Here is a 15,747-nt window from a genome sequence, read left to right on the forward strand (position 1 = left end):
GGTGCGGGTTTTCAATATCTGAATAAGGACGCATTAGATGGCACGCCGCTGCGAACTGACGGGCAAAGGCCCAATGAGTGGAAACAATGTAAGCCACGCCAAAAACCGCACACGTCGTCGGTTTTTGCCAAACTTGAATGAGCTGACTTTGCATTCCGATGCTTTGGGTCGTGCGTTCAAGCTGCGCATCTCTTCAGCTGCCCTGCGCACCGTGGATCATCGCGGCGGCTTGGATGCTTTTCTTGCCAAGGCAAATGATGCAGAATTGTCTGACACAGCCTTGAAAATCAAAAAAGACATCGCGAAGGTACAGGCGACCGCCTAAAGCCTAATGCTGATGTGACCCGAAGAGCTCCTCTTTCGAGGGGCTTTTTGTATTTTGGAGACCGCATTACAGGGGCAACCGGGCTGACCACTCGAAAAGGTGTAGCTTCGAGTGGAATTTGATACAGCTAATTGATTTTAGGTTAAACCTTTATAGGTTAAGCGCATTAAGAACGCTGGTTTTTAGCATGAACCTATTTTTGACATTTCCAACCTGTTATTGGCTTATGCTCCTGCATTGGCAGTGTCTGGTTCGCCATGGGGGCCTTGGACTATGTGATGATATCCTAAAAATTCCGGCTTATATGCAAGCGATGCCTGAGGATTTACAGTTTTGGCTTGACCCGCGTCCCGTGTGGTTCACGAGTGTTTGGGCGATAAGCGTTTGGTCTGCGCTTCTTGGATCTTTTTTATTGCTGCTGAGGCATAGGCAGGCGTTAGGCCTCTTTGTTCTGGCGCTGGTGAGCTTTCTCATTGTGGTGCTTTGGGCCTATTTGTCTGAAGCGGCCAATATGGCGCATATGCAGTCTGCAATAATTCATATTTTCAATGGTTTAAATTGTGTTTTCACTCATATTTTTTATAGCCTTCTGCCGGCGATACATTCAAACTGGTGTTTTGCGCTAGGCGGTACGGAGCAATCGGGCGCCATTGGTCTGACAGATGCGGCATATTCCGCGTGGACGGGGGGCGACTCTCCTTTGTGCAGATGATGATCCCCCATTGACCAAACCCCTACTCTATTCCATATCCCACCTATGACAGCTCTATCTCATATCAGAAACTTCTCCATCGTGGCGCATATTGACCATGGAAAGTCCACTTTGGCTGACCGGCTGATCCAGGAGACTGGAACAGTTAAGGACCGGGATATGCAGGCGCAGATGCTGGACAGTATGGATATCGAGCGTGAGCGCGGGATCACTATCAAGGCCAATACAGTGCGGATCGATTATACGGCCCTCAACGGCGAGAGCTATGTGCTCAATCTGATCGATACGCCGGGCCACGTGGATTTTGCCTATGAGGTCTCCCGCTCCATGCGCGCGGTGGAAGGTTCGCTTTTGGTGGTGGATAGCTCGCAAGGGGTTGAGGCCCAAACGCTTGCTAATGTGTATCATGCGCTTGATGCCGATCATGAGATTGTACCGATTCTCAATAAAATCGATTTGCCAGCGTCGGATTGTATTCGCGTGGCGGAACAGATTGAAGATGTTATTGGCATCGATGCCACGGACGCCATACAGGTCTCTGCCAAGACTGGCCAAGGGATTGTCGAAACACTTGAAGCGATCGTACATAGGCTGCCTGCTCCGAATGGCGACATCAACGCTCCGTTGAAAGCAATGTTGGTGGACAGCTGGTATGACTCCTATTTAGGAGTGATCGTCCTGGTGCGGATCATTGATGGAAAGCTGAAAAAGGGTGAACGGGTTAAGTTCATGTCCAACGGCAGCACCCACCACGTTGACCGTATCGGTGTGTTCCGGCCGCAGATGGAAATGATTGACGAATTGGGGCCAGGTGAGATCGGGTTTTTGACGGCCTCGATAAAACAGGTGCGTGATACCCGCGTTGGTGACACCATTTGCCATGACAAGCAAACTGTTGAAGCATTGCCAGGTTTCAAACCATCACAGCCGGTGGTGTTTTGTGGCCTTTTCCCTGTGGATGCGGCGCAGTTTGAAGACTTGCGAGACAGTATTGATAAATTGGCTCTTAATGACGCCAGTTTCAGTTTCGAGATGGAAACCTCGGCGGCGCTTGGCTTTGGGTTCCGGTGTGGCTTTTTGGGGTTGCTGCATCTTGAGGTGATCCGCGACCGTATTGAGCGCGAATATTCGATTGACCTGATCACCACAGCACCCTCTGTGATTTATGACATCCACATGCGTGATGGGCGGGTCGAGCAGCTGCACAACCCGGCAGATATGCCCGACCTCACATTGGTGGATCATCTTGAAGAGCCACGGATCAAAGCAACTATTTTGGTGCCTGACGACTATCTCGGCGATGTTTTGAAACTCTGCCAAGATCGCCGCGGTGTGCAACTGGATCTCACCTATGCGGGCGCGCGTGCCATGGTGGTTTATGATTTGCCGCTCAATGAGGTCGTGTTTGATTTCTATGATCGCTTGAAATCTGTGACCAAAGGCTATGCCTCTTTTGATTATCAAATGATCGGCTATCAGCAAGATAATTTGGTGAAGATGAGCATTCTGGTTAACGACGAGCCAGTGGATGCGCTGAGTACTATGGTGCATCGAGATCGTGCGGACATGCGTGGCCGCGCGATGGTTGAAAAGCTAAAAGATTTGATTCCCCGCCATATGTTCAAGATCCCAATCCAAGCGGCCATTGGTGGCAAGGTGATCGCGCGTGAAACGCTGAGCGCGATGCGCAAGGACGTGACGGCAAAATGCTATGGTGGTGATGCGTCACGGAAGAAGAAACTTCTGGAAAAGCAAAAGGCTGGCAAAAAGAAGATGCGCCAGTTTGGCAAAGTCGACATCCCACAAGAAGCGTTTATTTCAGCCTTGAAGATGGATGGCTAGGCGTCGTAGGCGACTTGGCTTCTAAAAATACGCGAACTGCGGCTTCAAATTCACGCGGCTTTTCTGCGTGTAGCCAATGACCTGCTTGTGGAATTTTCGCAAAACGGGCTTTTGGGAAGAGGGCTTTGATGAGCGGGCGATGCTCTGGGAGCAGATAGTCTGACTGAGCACCTGTAAGGAACAAAGTCGGGGCGTTGAAACGGCCTGAGAGTTCTGGAAACCCAATGATTTGATCCATAGAGGCACTGAGAATCGGCAGGTTGAGCCGCCAACGGCGCTCGCTGATATTCAAGCTTTGCAACATGAAATTGCGTAGGGCCGGATCTTCAATATGGCCGCTCAAGGCTTGATCGGCCTCTGCGCGGCTGGAGATGTCATCGAGAGGCACAGACTGCATGGCGTCGATGACGGGCTGTTGGCTATGGCTATAACCCACGGGGGCAATATCGGCGATGATGAGCCGGCGGATCGGCGCACCAGAAAGGGCCGCGACCATGGCCGCCTTGCCCCCCATGGAATGACCCAAGAGATCGACCGGTTGACCCAGCTGTGTGGCCACCTCGGCGATATCTGCCGCCAAAGCGTGATAGCTGTGATCCGCATGCCAAGGGCTCGCTCCATGGTTGCGCATGTCCAAAGCAATGACCCGGCGATGATTGGCCAATCGTTTGGCAATCACGCCCCAATTGCGCCCAGAGCCAAAAAGCCCATGTGCGATGAGCAAAGGCGTGCTGGCTTCGGGGTCACTTTCAGGGCCATGGGAGATCATATGTAGCATATTGGCAATCTAATCTGGGTTTGCACTCTGCACCAGCCCCGCTAGGGTGGTTGTGCTGTAATGAGGATAAACCATGTCAAGAACCATACCGACCCAAGGGCTGCATCATATCACTTTGACCGGCGCAGGGCGGCAGATCACCTTGGACTTTTGGGAGGGGGTCTTGGGCATGCCCTTCATCTTTGAGCAGCCCAACCTCGACAACCCCGATGAGAGTCATTTGTATTTTGATCCTGGGGACGATCGTTTGATCACAGTATTTTGCGATGAAACTCGTGCACCTGTGCCGGGCAAAACCCCGAGTGTGCCAGGTGCCGTGCATCACATTGCATTTTCGGTCAGCCAAGCGGTATCAATACATTTGCCGCAAAAATTGGACGCGCTTGGCATAGCACATTCGGGTTTGAAAGACCGGGGGTTTATGAGCTCAATCTATTTTCGTGAGCCTTTGGGGCTGTTGATTGAATTGGCGTCTTATAAGTTCACGCCGCCGCAGGGGGTCTCGCATGCAAGGGTGCTATTTGAGGCGCATAGGATTCGGGTGGCGGCAGGGGATGCTGCGATTGCAGATCGGCATGTGGCTGAAGCCTTAGGGGTATTGGTGCACGGCCAGGTTCCAAGCCTGTCCGATGTATAAGACGGCGGGCGGCGCTATTTGATGGCGGGCAAGGCCCGCCATCAAATAGCGCCCCACCCGCCGTCCCGTGGTTCAGTAAATCGGGAAACCTGCGCAGAGCTTTGCGACTTCGGATCGCACTTTGGCTTCAACGGCCGCATTCCCCTCTTCGCCGTTGGCGGCCAATCCATCAACCACTTCGATAATCCAATCCGCAATTTGACGGAATTCCGCTTCACCAAAGCCGCGGGTTGTGCCCGCCGGGCTGCCCAGACGGATACCGCTGGTAACGGCTGGTTTCTCTGGGTCGAAAGGCACGCCGTTCTTGTTGCAGGTAATATTGGCGCGACCGAGGGCTTTTTCGGTGGCATTGCCCTTCACACCTTTGAGGCGCAGGTCAACTAGCAAAACATGCGTGTCGGTTCCATGGGTTACCGTATCCAGACCGCCTTTGATCAGCTGATCGGATAGGGCTTGCGCATTCGCAATGACGTTTTGGATATAGGTCTTGAACTCAGGTTTCAGAGCTTCGCCAAATGCAACGGCTTTAGCGGCAATAACATGCATCAAAGGGCCCCCTTGAATACCGGGGAAGATTGCCGAATTAAATTTCTTGGCGAGAGCGGCATCATTGGTCACGATCATACCGCCGCGAGGACCGCGAAGGGTCTTATGCGTGGTGGTTGTGGCGACGTGTGCATGTGGGAAGGGGCTTGGGTGTTCACCCGCTGCGACTAGTCCCGCGAAATGTGCCATGTCGACATGTAGATAAGCGCCCACGCTGTCAGCGATCTCACGCATGCGCTTGAAATCAATTTGCCGAGGGATGGCCGATCCACCCGCCACAATGAGCTTGGGCTTGTGCTGAGTGGCCAGTTCTTGAACTTGATCATAGTCCAGCAGGTTGTCTTGTTTGCGCACGCCATATTGCACGGCATTGAACCATTTGCCCGATTGGTTTGGTGCGGCCCCATGGGTTAAATGGCCCCCAGCATCCAAAGACATGCCAAGGATCGTATCGCCCGGCTGCAAGAGTGCTTGGAAGACACCTTGGTTGGCTTGGCTGCCCGAATTGGGTTGGACATTTGCAAATTCGCATGCAAACAGCTGGCAGGCGCGCTCAATAGCCAAGGTCTCGGCAATGTCTACGTATTCACATCCGCCGTAGTAGCGCCGTCCCACATAGCCTTCAGCATATTTGTTGGTCATGACAGAGCCTTGTGCCTGCATCACTGCCCGTGAGACAATATTTTCGGATGCGATCAATTCAATTTCATCGCGCTGACGGGTCAGCTCTTTATCAATGGCCTGCGCCAGGGCTGGATCGGTGTCGGCCAGTTCTGCATTGAAAAATTGGGAGAGGCTGGATGTCATGGTTTTGCTCCTTAGACGGTTTGTGCCTTATTGCGTGTTTCCTATAGGAAATGTCAAAGGTTCCTGCCGCGACCTTTTGACCGAATTCCCGATATTTTAGCCATGGCTTGCGTTTTTAGCCTGCCCCAGCATAGGGTGCGGAAACGGAGTTTCCGAAATGCACAATATACAGAACAAACGCATCGCCTTTATGGCCAGTACCGCAGAGTTGGCGCAGTCTGCAAGGAATACATTGGTGCACAGTTTTGGCGATTGCGACACAAGCACTGCGGAGGTGATCGTGGCGCTTGGTGGCGATGGTTTTATGCTGCAAACTCTGCATGCGACCCAACATTTGAACGTGCCCGTTTATGGGATGAATCGCGGAACGGTTGGGTTCTTGATGAATGAGTTCTCGACTGAGGGTTTGAGTGCGCGATTGGCGGCCGCGGAAGAGGCAGTGATCAATCCGCTGCGGATGCGGGCAACCTGTGTTGATGGCCAAACCCAGACGGCGCTGGCGATCAATGAGGTATCGCTTTTGCGTCAGGGGCCGCAGGCGGCAAAATTACAGATATTTGTCGATGATCGGCTAAGGTTGAGCGAATTGGCCTGCGATGGGGCTTTGGTCGCCACACCAGCGGGCTCGACCGCTTACAACTATTCTGCACATGGTCCGATTTTGCCGATTGGATCCGAAGTTTTAGCGCTGACTGCGATGGCGGCTTTTCGGCCGCGCAGATGGCGCGGGGCGGTGTTGCCAAAGGCGGCGAAGGTGCGGTTTGAAGTGATTGAACCTTTTAAGCGTCCCGTCATGGCCGATGCGGACAATTGCTCGGTCAAAAATGTGGTGTCGGTGGAGATTGAAAGCGCGGGGGATGTGGCGCACCGTTTGCTATTCGATCCCGATCATGGGTTGGAAGAGCGGCTCATTCGCGAGCAATTTGCCTGATTGGGCGTGACAGCCGGACCTGCATGCATGGCCCGGCTGCAATTTTACTTAGGTGCCTGAAGAGGAGGCCACGCCGATTGTTGCCACGATCACAACCAATGGCAAAATGTTCACCAAGCTGGATGTGTCGATAACATTTTTCATTTTTTAACATGACGTTAAGTTCGAACAGCGAAGATTGCATCCAGAACTATTATAATGCGCGCTTTATGATTGGGCGTATCCCAAGCTTTGCAGCGCTGAACGCACCTCGTCCAAAACAGCAGGATCATCTATCGTCGCGGGAGCTTTATAGGCTTTGCCGTCAGCTATGCTAACCATCGTTGCGCGCAAGATTTTGCCTGAGCGTGTCTTGGGCAGGCGATCCACCACACAGGCCAGTTTGAATGCCGCAACGGGACCGATCTTCTCGCGTACCAAGGTGATGACCTCGGCAACGACCTGCTCGGCTGTGCGGGTGCAGCCATCGTTGAGGCAGAGAAACCCAAGTGGCAATTGCCCCTTGAGCTCATCGCCCACACCAATCACGGCGCATTCAGCCACATCTGGATGACTGGCCAAAACTTCTTCCATTCCACCGGTTGAAAGCCTGTGCCCAGCGACGTTGATGACGTCATCGGTTCGCGCCATGATATAGAGGTAGCCATCTTCATCAATCATCCCGGCATCGCCTGTTTCATAATAGCCGGGAAACGCTGTGAGGTAGGATTTAATGAAGCGATCAGACGCATTCCAAAGGGTTGGCAGGGTGCCGGGGGGGAGCGGCAGTTTTATCGCAATAGCGCCCAACTCGCCGACTGGCATTTGATGGCCGCTCTCATCCAAGATTTGCACATCATAGCCGGGCATGGCGACGGTTGGGGAGCCAATTTTGACCGGCATGGCCTCAAGGCCCGTCGGATTTCCGGCAATTGTAAAGCCGGTTTCGGTTTGCCACCAGTGGTCATAGACGGGCACGCCCATGACCTTCTGCGCCCATTCTATCGTATCAGGGTCGGCCCGTTCGCCTGCCAGATAGAGCGCACGAAGTCTGCTCATGTCGAAATTTTTGATTGAGTCGCCCTTTGAATCTTGCCGTTTGATTGCACGAAAGGCGGTGGGTGCCGTGAAGAAACTGCGCACATCGTGCTCGGCAATGACCCGCCAAAAGGTTGTTGCATCGGGTGTGCCAACTGGCTTGCCCTCAAACACGACAGTGGTGTTGCCATGGATCAATGGCGCATAGCAAATATAGGAATGTCCAACGACCCAACCCACGTCGGAGGCGGCCCAAAACACATCGCCCGGATCGACATTATAGATGTTTTTCATCGTCCAGTGCAACGCAACTAAATGCCCAGCGGTTGGGCGCACAACGCCCTTTGGCGCGCCGGTTGTACCGGAGGTGTAGAGAATATAGGCCGGATGATCTCCGGATACGGCAACGCAGGGAGCGGGCGCTACGCCCTCTTGCAAATCGTGCCATTCGATGTCCCGCGGTCCCAACTCAGCCTCGCATTGGGGGCGCTGAAAGATCACGCTAAATTCAGGCTTATTCGCAGCCAAATCAATAGCGCCATCGAGCAGTGGTTTATATTCGACAATGCGGCCGGGCTCGATCCCGCAGGATCCTGCAATAATTGCCTTTGGAGTGGCGTCATCTATACGAACTGCCAGTTCATTTGCGGCGAAACCGCCGAAGACAACTGAATGAATCGCGCCGATACGGACGCATGCCAGCATGGCCACCAAGGCTTCAGGCACCATCGGCATGTAGATGACGACCCGATCTCCCACCGTCACACCTTTGGCGGCCAGCCCGCCTGCGAGCGTGGCGACTTGCTGTTGTAACTCGGCATAGGTGGTTTTGGATTTTTGTCCTGTAACAGGGCTGTCATAGATAATGGCCACTCGATCGCCATTGCCGGAGTCGACATGGCGATCAACGGCGTTATAACAGGTGTTGACCTGCGCATCCTTGAACCATTCGTACAGGGGGGCGTCATCGTTCCATAGAGCTTTGGAGGGTGCTTTGATCCAATCAATAGCCTCAGCAGCTTTCATCCAAAACGCCTCTGGATCTGCCTGCCAGCCGGCATAAACTTCTTTATAGGACATCTGTTCGCCTCCACGTCAGTTTTGAGAAGGTTATTCCCTATCACAGGCTTGGACGCAACATTGGGCTTGCGCTAACAGTTCGGCATGCGACGATCCGCCATTGCATCATGTAGAACTCTGGTGGAAAATGGCGATTAAGTCGCTGTGATATGGAAGAGAGATCATGCAAAACATACGCGCCGAAGTGGTGTTGCCAACCAAAAAATTGCGAGATGACATTCCGTTTTTCACCAAAACGCTTGGGATGCGCATGGATGAAATTTTTCCAGCCGATGATCCCAGCGTTGCGGTATTTTCCGGCTATGGTTTGCGTGTACGGGTTCAAAAGGACGCGGAGACTGTTCCGGGGTTGTTGCGCATCCTATGTGATGACCCGATGTTGATTGCCGGTGGCCAGACGCATTTGACCGCGCCCAATGGCACGCGCATTGAAATTGCCGCCCTCGCCCCGCCCGTCGTGATGCCACCGGTTGCGCATGAATTTGTTGTGCGCCGCATGGCCGATCAAGCCCCCTGGGTCATAGGGCGCGCAGGCATGCAATATCGCGACCTTATTCCCAGCCGCTTGGGCGGTTCAATCATCGCCAGTCATATCCGCATTCCTGGCGGCGGACCGGTGCCGGATATGGTGCATTTCCACTCCGTCGGGTTTCAACTGATCTATTGCTACAAAGGCTGGGTGGATTTGGTCTATGAGGACCAGGGTCCACCGTTTCGCCTCGAAGCTGGAAATTGCGTGATCCAACCGCCAGAAATCCGTCACCGTGTGCTCTTTGCCAGTGAAGATTTAGAGGTGATTGAAATTGGCGTGCCCGCAGAACATATCACCACAATAGATCATAGCATGGATCTGCCAACCGAGCATATACGGCCCGATCGGCTGTTTGAGGGGCAGAGGTTTGTTCATTACAAAGCCAATGAAACTGAATGGTGCCCGTTCCGCCTTCCGGGGTTTGTGGCGCGCAACACGATGATTTGTGCGAATACAGGAGCCATCGCGGGGGTTCAGGTGGTCAAGCCGGGGTCGGACCGACCTGTTTGGGCAAGCCACACGAGTGATATTCACTTCACCTTCGTCTTGCATGGTCACTTGACGCTGCAAAGCAAAGATCAAGCGGCGCAGACGCTTGTGGCTGGCGATGCTTTTGTCACCCCGCCGGATATGGCTTGTTTGTATAGCGCGCCCTCTGAGGATCTTGAGCTGTTAGAGGTCAGTTTGCCCGGTGAATTTGAGACTCATTTGGAAGACAGGGCTTAAACCCTTAACGGCTGCGGCATTTGCAGGGTAGACGGGGTCAACCATTGGGTATGTAATGCGTGTCAGCGGCGCTGCGCGCCGATTTTGAAAGGTTATAGTCATGAGCAATGATTTAATTCTCGCCGCGTCTCAGGTTCGTCTGAAAGCCTATGTGCCTTATTCCAATTTCCCTGTTGGGGCCGCGTTGCGCACTGTTAGCGGCGCAATTTATGTCGGCTGCAATGTCGAAAATGTTGCCTACCCCGAGGGAACTTGCGCTGAGGCCGGTGCGATTGCTGCCATGTGTGCAGGGGGGGAATATGAGATTACTGAAGTGGCTGTGATTGCTGGATCAGACCGTCCTGTGCCGCCCTGTGGCGGCTGTCGTCAAAAATTGGCGGAATTTGCCAAGGGACAGGTGCCCGTGACGTTGCTGGCGACCAATGGTGCGCAAGAGCGAACAATGGTGGCAGATTTGCTGCCCAGTGCATTTGATCCCGATCATCTGACATCTGGGACGCAGGACCCGAAAGCCTGATGCTGACCCGCGACCTTCTTTTGGCTTTACGAGAAGGCTTGCCGGTACCGGCAGAGGCGGTGCGGGCTTTTGGTGCCAACTTGGGCGCGGGCGATATTAGTGATGCTCAAGCCGGAGCATTTGCAATGGCGATTTGTTTGCAGGGGCTCAGCGAACAGGGGCGCGTGGCTTTGACGCTCGGCATGCGAGATAGCGGCAAAGTGCTGGGCTGGGACCTGCCGGGTAAAATGATCGATAAGCATTCTACCGGCGGCGTAGGGGATTCAGTTTCATTGATTCTGGCGCCGATGCTGGCGGCGGTTGGTGCCTATGTTCCAATGATTTCTGGGCGCGGATTGGGGCACACGGGCGGGACCTTAGACAAATTGGAGGCTATCCCAGGCCTGAAAACGCAATTCACTGAGGTCGAATTTCGCGCCATTGTGGCCAATGTTGGCTGCGCGATTGTGGCGCCAAGCCTGGATATCGCGCCGGCCGATCAACGCCTCTATGCGGTGCGCGATGTAACCGGGACTGTACGATCTCGGGATTTGATCACTGCCTCCATTTTGGCCAAAAAACTGGCCGCGGGGCTGGAGGGGCTGGTGCTGGATGTCAAAACTGGCTCGGGAGCGGTGATGTCAGATCTGGGTCAAGCGCGAGATCTGGCGCAGGCCTTGGTCGCCACCGCCAATGGAGCCGGTTGCCCCACCAGCGCGGTGTTGACCGATATGAGTCAACCGCTGATCCCAAGTATTGGAAATGCGCTTGAGATTGCCGACGTGATGCGTGCCTTTGAGACTGGGCAAGGGGCGATGGTCGAGGTGGCGCTTGAGCTTGGCACGCAGCTCTTGCTGCAAGCACAAATGGTTCTAACTGAGACAGGCGCGCGTGACCGCTTGCGGGCAACTTTGCAAGATGGCAGCGCCAAGGCCCGGTTTGGCGCGATGGTTCGGGCGCAGGGCGGCCCGGCAAATTTTGTAGATCGCTGGCAAGACTATCTTGAAATCGCTCCGGCCTATGAGCTGCGTGCTGCGAATGCGGGCTATTTGAGTGAGATAGATGGGGCCGCGCTGGGGCAGGCTGTGGTTACGCTCGGCGGCGGGCGGCAACGCGAAGATGATCGGATCGACCATTCCGTTGGCCTGTCTGACATTACCCCCCTGGGCACGTATCTGCGCAAAGGCGCGCCGATCGCGCGGCTGCATTGCCGAAGCTCGAAACAAGCGGATATCGCCCTGCGCGCTATTCAGGCCGCGCTTACCCTGAGTTCAGAGCCTCCGGTTTTGCCGGCTTTGATCATTGAACGGATTATGCCAGAAAAGGTCTCAAAACATGGCTAGGGCGTTCGTGGTTGTTCTGGATTCTTTGGGTTGCGGTGGTGCGCCAGATGCTGCCGAATTTGGCGATCTGGGGGCCAATACGCTGGGTCACATCATCCAGGCGCGCCAGGGTCAATTGCATGTGCCGACTTTGGCCGCTTTGGGCCTGGGCGAGGTGCTGCAGCATTCCAGCGGCATGTCCTCTCCGTGGCCGGCAGCGACCTTGGGGGTATGGGCGGTGGCACGCGAAATCTCCAAGGGAAAAGATACCCCATCGGGCCATTGGGAATTGGCTGGGGTGCCAGTGCCGTGGGATTGGCACTATTTTCCCAATAAAACGCCAGCGTTTCCGCCGCAGGTGTTGGCAGCATTGCAAGACTTTGCAGGTGGCAGCCTGGCCAATTGCCACGCTTCTGGGATGCCGGTGATTGAGGCTTTTGGTGCCGAGCATCTGCGCTCTGGCTTGCCGATTTGTTACACCTCTGTGGACAGCGTGTTTCAAATTGCTGCCCATGAAGACCATTTCGGTTTGCAAAATCTTTATCAGCTTTGCCAAGATATGGCAGGCATTTTACATGAAATGAAGGTTGGGCGGGTAATCGCACGGCCCTTTGTTGGATCGCTGGAAACGGGATTTCATCGCACGCTGAACCGTAAAGATTTTGCTATGGATCCACCGCATGCAACCCTCTGCGAATGGGTTATGCAGGCCGGACATCCGGTGCATGCGATTGGCAAGATCGGTGACATATTTTCGATGCGCGGGATTACGCGCTGCCGCAAGGGCAGTGATGCGCAGCTGATGGAACATTTGGCCGATGAAATGAAGCACGCGCCGGACGGCAGTTTAATTTTCGCGAATTTTGTAGAATTCGACACGCTCTTTGGCCATCGGCGCGATGCGGAGGGCTATGCGGGGGCACTGGAATGGTTTGATGCGCAGATTGGTCCGATTTTGGCTGAAAGCCGGTCTAATGATCTGGTAATCTTTACAGCGGATCATGGCAATGATCCGACCTGGCGGGGCACAGATCATACGCGCGAGCAGGTGCCAGTGCTTGTTCATGGGCAGAAGTTGGCGCAACAATTGGGTTGTGAGCGCACGATTGCGTTTCAAGATGTGGCTGCAACGGTGGCCATGCATTTGGGTGTTGTCGCACAAGGGCAGGGTAGGAATTTTTTATGAGTTGGAAAACATTTCCGAAAATTGAGCTGCATCTGCATTTGGAGGGGGCGGCGGATCCGGCCTTTATCCGGGGGCTCGCACAAGAGAAATCTGTTGATATTGGAGGGATTTTTGATGAGGCTGGCGCCTATAAATACAAAGGATTTGGCGAGTTTTTGCAGGTTTATGAGGCGGCCACCCAAGCGCTGCAAGGCCCAGAGGATTTTCAGCGCCTGACGCAATCAGTCTTAGAAAACCTCGCTGAACACAATGTTGTTTATGCAGAGACTTTCGTTTCCCCAGACTTTTGTGGTGGCAGAGATTTGGGCGCTTGGCGCGAGTATCTGCATGCCATGCAAGAGGCGCATGTTGAGGGGGTGACGCTGAAAGGTATCGTCACCTGCATCCGCCACTTTGGTCCAGACAAAGCGCGAGAAACGGCCATGTGCGCTGCCGAAACGGCGGGGGAGTGGCTTGTTGGCTTTGGCATGGGCGGGGCTGAGGATGCAGGCAAGGCCCAGGACTTTGCCTATTCGTTTGATATGGCGCGCGAAGCTGGGCTGCGCTTGACCTCTCACGCTGGCGAATGGGGTGGGGCGCAATCCGTCTGGGATACGATTAACGATTTACGAGTCGAGCGGATTGGCCATGGGGTGCATGCGATTGAAGACCCTAAGTTGGTCGATTACCTTGCCGACACGGGACTTGTACTGGAGGTGAACCCTGGCTCAAACATTGCCCTGGGCGTTTATCCAAGCCTGGCGCAACACCCGATTGCAAAGTTGCGGGACGCGGGGGTGAAAGTCACTGTCAGCACCGATGACCCGCCATTTTTCCACACCGATATGACCCAAGAATTTGAGAAGTTGGAGCGGGTGTTCGGCTGGGGCGCAGATGATTTCCGCGCGCTCAATGCCAATGCCCTCGACGCCGCATTTTGTGATGCCGGCACCAAAGAGGCTTTAGTTAAGATTCTAGAAAACTAGAACTCAGTTTCACCGCATGGCAATTTTGACCTCAGTTGAGGCGATGGTGCATTGTCATGGCGGCAATTTTGCACCAGTATTGGTACGGAAAATCCTAGTAACTGGGCCAAACCTCATGACACTCACCATTGTTGATCATCCACTTGTAAGGCATAAGCTGAGCTTGATGCGCGATAAGGCGACACCGACCAATCAGTTTCGCCAGTTGCTGCGCGAGATCAGCCATCTGATTGCCTATGAGGTGACGCGGGATCTGCCGCTGGAACTGTGCGACATTGAAACGCCTATGCGCTCTATGCAGGCGCCTGTCCTGGCGGGAAAAAAGCTGGCTTTGGTTTCCATTCTTAGGGCTGGAAATGGATTGCTGGATGGGGTTTTGGAATTGATTCCCTCAGCCAGGGTGGGGTTCGTGGGGCTTTATCGGGATGAAAAGACGCTGAAGCCGGTTCAATATTACTTCAAAGTGCCCGATGACCTGCAAAACCGTGTTGTGATCGCGGTTGATCCCATGTTGGCCACAGGAAATTCGAGTGTTGCGGCGATTGATTTGCTCAAACAGGCGGGTGCACGCAATATCAAATTCCTCTGCCTCTTGGCCGCCCCTGAAGGCATCGCCCGGATGCAAGAGGCTCATCCCGATGTTGATATCACGACCGCCGCGGTTGATGAATGCATCAGCGATATCGGCTATATTTTGCCGGGCCTCGGCGACGCGGGCGACAGAATGTTTGGGACGAAGTAAGCCGAATTAGAGCGTGGCATAGAGCGGATAGGGTTTCAAATTCTTAGCTTCTTGACACGAGATATAATCGCCTTTTGGTGTCACACTACTTGCGCCCTCACTCTGGGGTGCAAATCGCTTGTAGGCCGAGCCATGCGCCGTCGGGGAGCGGGGGTGTGGGGAGGGTCGTGGGGGGCTGTATGGTCGATGCGGGTCCGCGCTGATCTGACAGGGCAATTTTTGCCAGTTGGTCCACCTGCCGGTTTGAGAGCTCGTTTGAGGTGATCAGGCTTATAGAGACGAATGGTCCGGCGTCTTGCAGGTAGGTGCCGAGCGGATCTGCTTCATTTAAAGTGGCTATGGCGGAGGCGACATAGCCTGCCGTCACCGCTGGATCACCCGATTGCCCCACCATGTTATCAAACAATATCACTTTGCCGCCGGGCAAGATAATTGGAGCTGTGCGTTGACCGGGCAAGACGCGCAGCTCAAGTGCGGCGTTCGGTGCCAAGCCCTCCATGAGAAGCGCGGCGCTGCGGATGCCTTCAGGACTGGTGCAATAGGGGCCGGCCAACTGGCCAATGCGCTCTGCAAGCACTTGGCCAAGTTGCACGCGCTTGGCCTCCGGTAAGACATTGCTTGCATAGCTGACCATGGCTTGCGGGCCCCAAATTAAAGTTGCAAAGCTCAGGAGGACGACGCTGGAGGCCGCAAGAATGAAACGCAATCTGCCGGGATGTGGGCGGCTGCGATCAATGGCTTTTTGAACCTTGAGCAGGGCTTCGAGCATGGTTTTATCGGAAATTTCCAAACTTTCTTCTGAGCCAGGCGCTGGTCTTAGGGTTGCTGCATCCTCTTTATGCGTTTGAACATCGACCGCGGCCAAAGACCAATGGGCCAGCGGGCGGTTTTGCATGTCCGTCAAAATCAAGGTGGCTTGGCCGCAAGAGACCACTACCTCACGCCTTTGCGTCGCAGGGCCGCTGCGCCAAAGGCCGGTACATTCCAGCCGGTCATATGCTTTAAGTGCGGTCATAAGGGCCTGCTCTGCCTCTTTCCCGCAAGATAGGTTGATCTGTGCAGTGACGCAATGGCCTGTGGCGACCTGCGCTGATGTTTGCTCG

The 15,747-nt window shown here is 54.3% G+C and carries 14 protein-coding genes; 10 read left to right on the forward strand and 4 right to left on the reverse strand.

From position 1 onward, the window contains the following. Positions 1-37 precede the first annotated feature (37 nt). Both rpmB and lepA read left to right on the forward strand, forming a co-directional pair. Positions 38-325 (forward strand): 50S ribosomal protein L28, encoded by a 288-nt coding sequence (gene rpmB, locus ABLW18_RS09680; protein ID WP_347824606.1) that lies wholly within the window; start codon positions 38-40, stop codon positions 323-325. 757 nt (positions 326-1,082) lie between these two features. After that, positions 1,083-2,879 (forward strand): translation elongation factor 4, encoded by a 1,797-nt coding sequence (gene lepA, locus ABLW18_RS09685; protein ID WP_347824607.1) that lies wholly within the window; start codon positions 1,083-1,085, stop codon positions 2,877-2,879. Here the strand turns inward: lepA and ABLW18_RS09690 are convergent. After that, positions 2,851-3,657 (reverse strand): alpha/beta fold hydrolase, encoded by an 807-nt coding sequence (locus ABLW18_RS09690; RefSeq protein ID WP_347824608.1) that lies wholly within the window; start codon positions 3,655-3,657, stop codon positions 2,851-2,853. The genes lepA and ABLW18_RS09690 overlap by 29 nt on opposite strands. A 73-nt stretch (positions 3,658-3,730) precedes the next feature. Here ABLW18_RS09690 and ABLW18_RS09695 point away from each other — a divergent pair, with 73 nt between their 5' ends. Then, complete coding sequence (locus tag ABLW18_RS09695; protein ID WP_347824609.1) at positions 3,731-4,294, forward strand: VOC family protein; 564 nt, start codon at positions 3,731-3,733, stop codon at positions 4,292-4,294. Between the two features lie 72 nt (positions 4,295-4,366). Here ABLW18_RS09695 and glyA read toward each other — a convergent pair whose 3' ends face one another. Beyond that, a complete protein-coding gene (gene glyA, locus ABLW18_RS09700; protein ID WP_347824610.1) occupies positions 4,367-5,647 on the reverse strand; it encodes a serine hydroxymethyltransferase in 1,281 nt (426 codons plus the stop codon). Between the two features lie 157 nt (positions 5,648-5,804). Between glyA and ABLW18_RS09705 the strand changes: the two genes are divergently transcribed. After that, a complete protein-coding gene (locus ABLW18_RS09705) occupies positions 5,805-6,578 on the forward strand; it encodes an NAD kinase (protein WP_347824611.1) in 774 nt (257 codons plus the stop codon). 207 nt (positions 6,579-6,785) lie between these two features. Here ABLW18_RS09705 and ABLW18_RS09710 read toward each other — a convergent pair whose 3' ends face one another. Beyond that, positions 6,786-8,675: a propionyl-CoA synthetase gene (locus ABLW18_RS09710; protein ID WP_347824612.1), complete on the reverse strand. Its 1,890-nt coding sequence runs from the start codon at positions 8,673-8,675 to the stop codon at positions 6,786-6,788. Between the two features lie 163 nt (positions 8,676-8,838). Between ABLW18_RS09710 and ABLW18_RS09715 the strand changes: the two genes are divergently transcribed. The 6 genes from ABLW18_RS09715 (at position 8,839) to upp (ending at position 14,644) form a co-directional block, all read left to right on the forward strand. Continuing rightward, positions 8,839-9,933 carry a cupin domain-containing protein gene (locus ABLW18_RS09715; RefSeq protein WP_347824613.1) on the forward strand — a complete coding sequence of 365 codons (1,095 nt, stop codon included), beginning with the start codon at positions 8,839-8,841 and terminating at the stop codon, positions 9,931-9,933. Between the two features lie 100 nt (positions 9,934-10,033). Beyond that, complete coding sequence (locus ABLW18_RS09720; RefSeq protein ID WP_347824614.1) at positions 10,034-10,450, forward strand: cytidine deaminase; 417 nt, start codon at positions 10,034-10,036, stop codon at positions 10,448-10,450. Further along, positions 10,450-11,772 (forward strand): thymidine phosphorylase, encoded by a 1,323-nt coding sequence (locus ABLW18_RS09725; RefSeq protein WP_347824615.1) that lies wholly within the window; start codon positions 10,450-10,452, stop codon positions 11,770-11,772. Before ABLW18_RS09720 ends, ABLW18_RS09725 begins: the two co-directional genes overlap by 1 nt. Continuing rightward, positions 11,765-12,937: a phosphopentomutase gene (locus ABLW18_RS09730; RefSeq protein ID WP_347824616.1), complete on the forward strand. Its 1,173-nt coding sequence runs from the start codon at positions 11,765-11,767 to the stop codon at positions 12,935-12,937. The genes ABLW18_RS09725 and ABLW18_RS09730 overlap by 8 nt, the downstream gene beginning before the upstream one ends. Then, positions 12,934-13,902 carry an adenosine deaminase gene (locus ABLW18_RS09735; RefSeq protein WP_347824617.1) on the forward strand — a complete coding sequence of 323 codons (969 nt, stop codon included), beginning with the start codon at positions 12,934-12,936 and terminating at the stop codon, positions 13,900-13,902. Before ABLW18_RS09730 ends, ABLW18_RS09735 begins: the two co-directional genes overlap by 4 nt. A 115-nt stretch (positions 13,903-14,017) precedes the next feature. Beyond that, a complete protein-coding gene (gene upp / locus ABLW18_RS09740; protein WP_347824682.1) occupies positions 14,018-14,644 on the forward strand; it encodes a uracil phosphoribosyltransferase in 627 nt (208 codons plus the stop codon). Between the two features lie 97 nt (positions 14,645-14,741). Here upp and ABLW18_RS09745 read toward each other — a convergent pair whose 3' ends face one another. Continuing rightward, a complete protein-coding gene (locus ABLW18_RS09745) occupies positions 14,742-15,659 on the reverse strand; it encodes a hypothetical protein (protein WP_347824618.1) in 918 nt (305 codons plus the stop codon). Positions 15,660-15,747: the final 88 nt, after the last annotated feature.

This window comes from uncultured Planktomarina sp. (assembly GCA_943788425.1).
Taxonomy (GTDB): Bacteria; Pseudomonadota; Alphaproteobacteria; order Rhodobacterales; family Rhodobacteraceae; genus Planktomarina.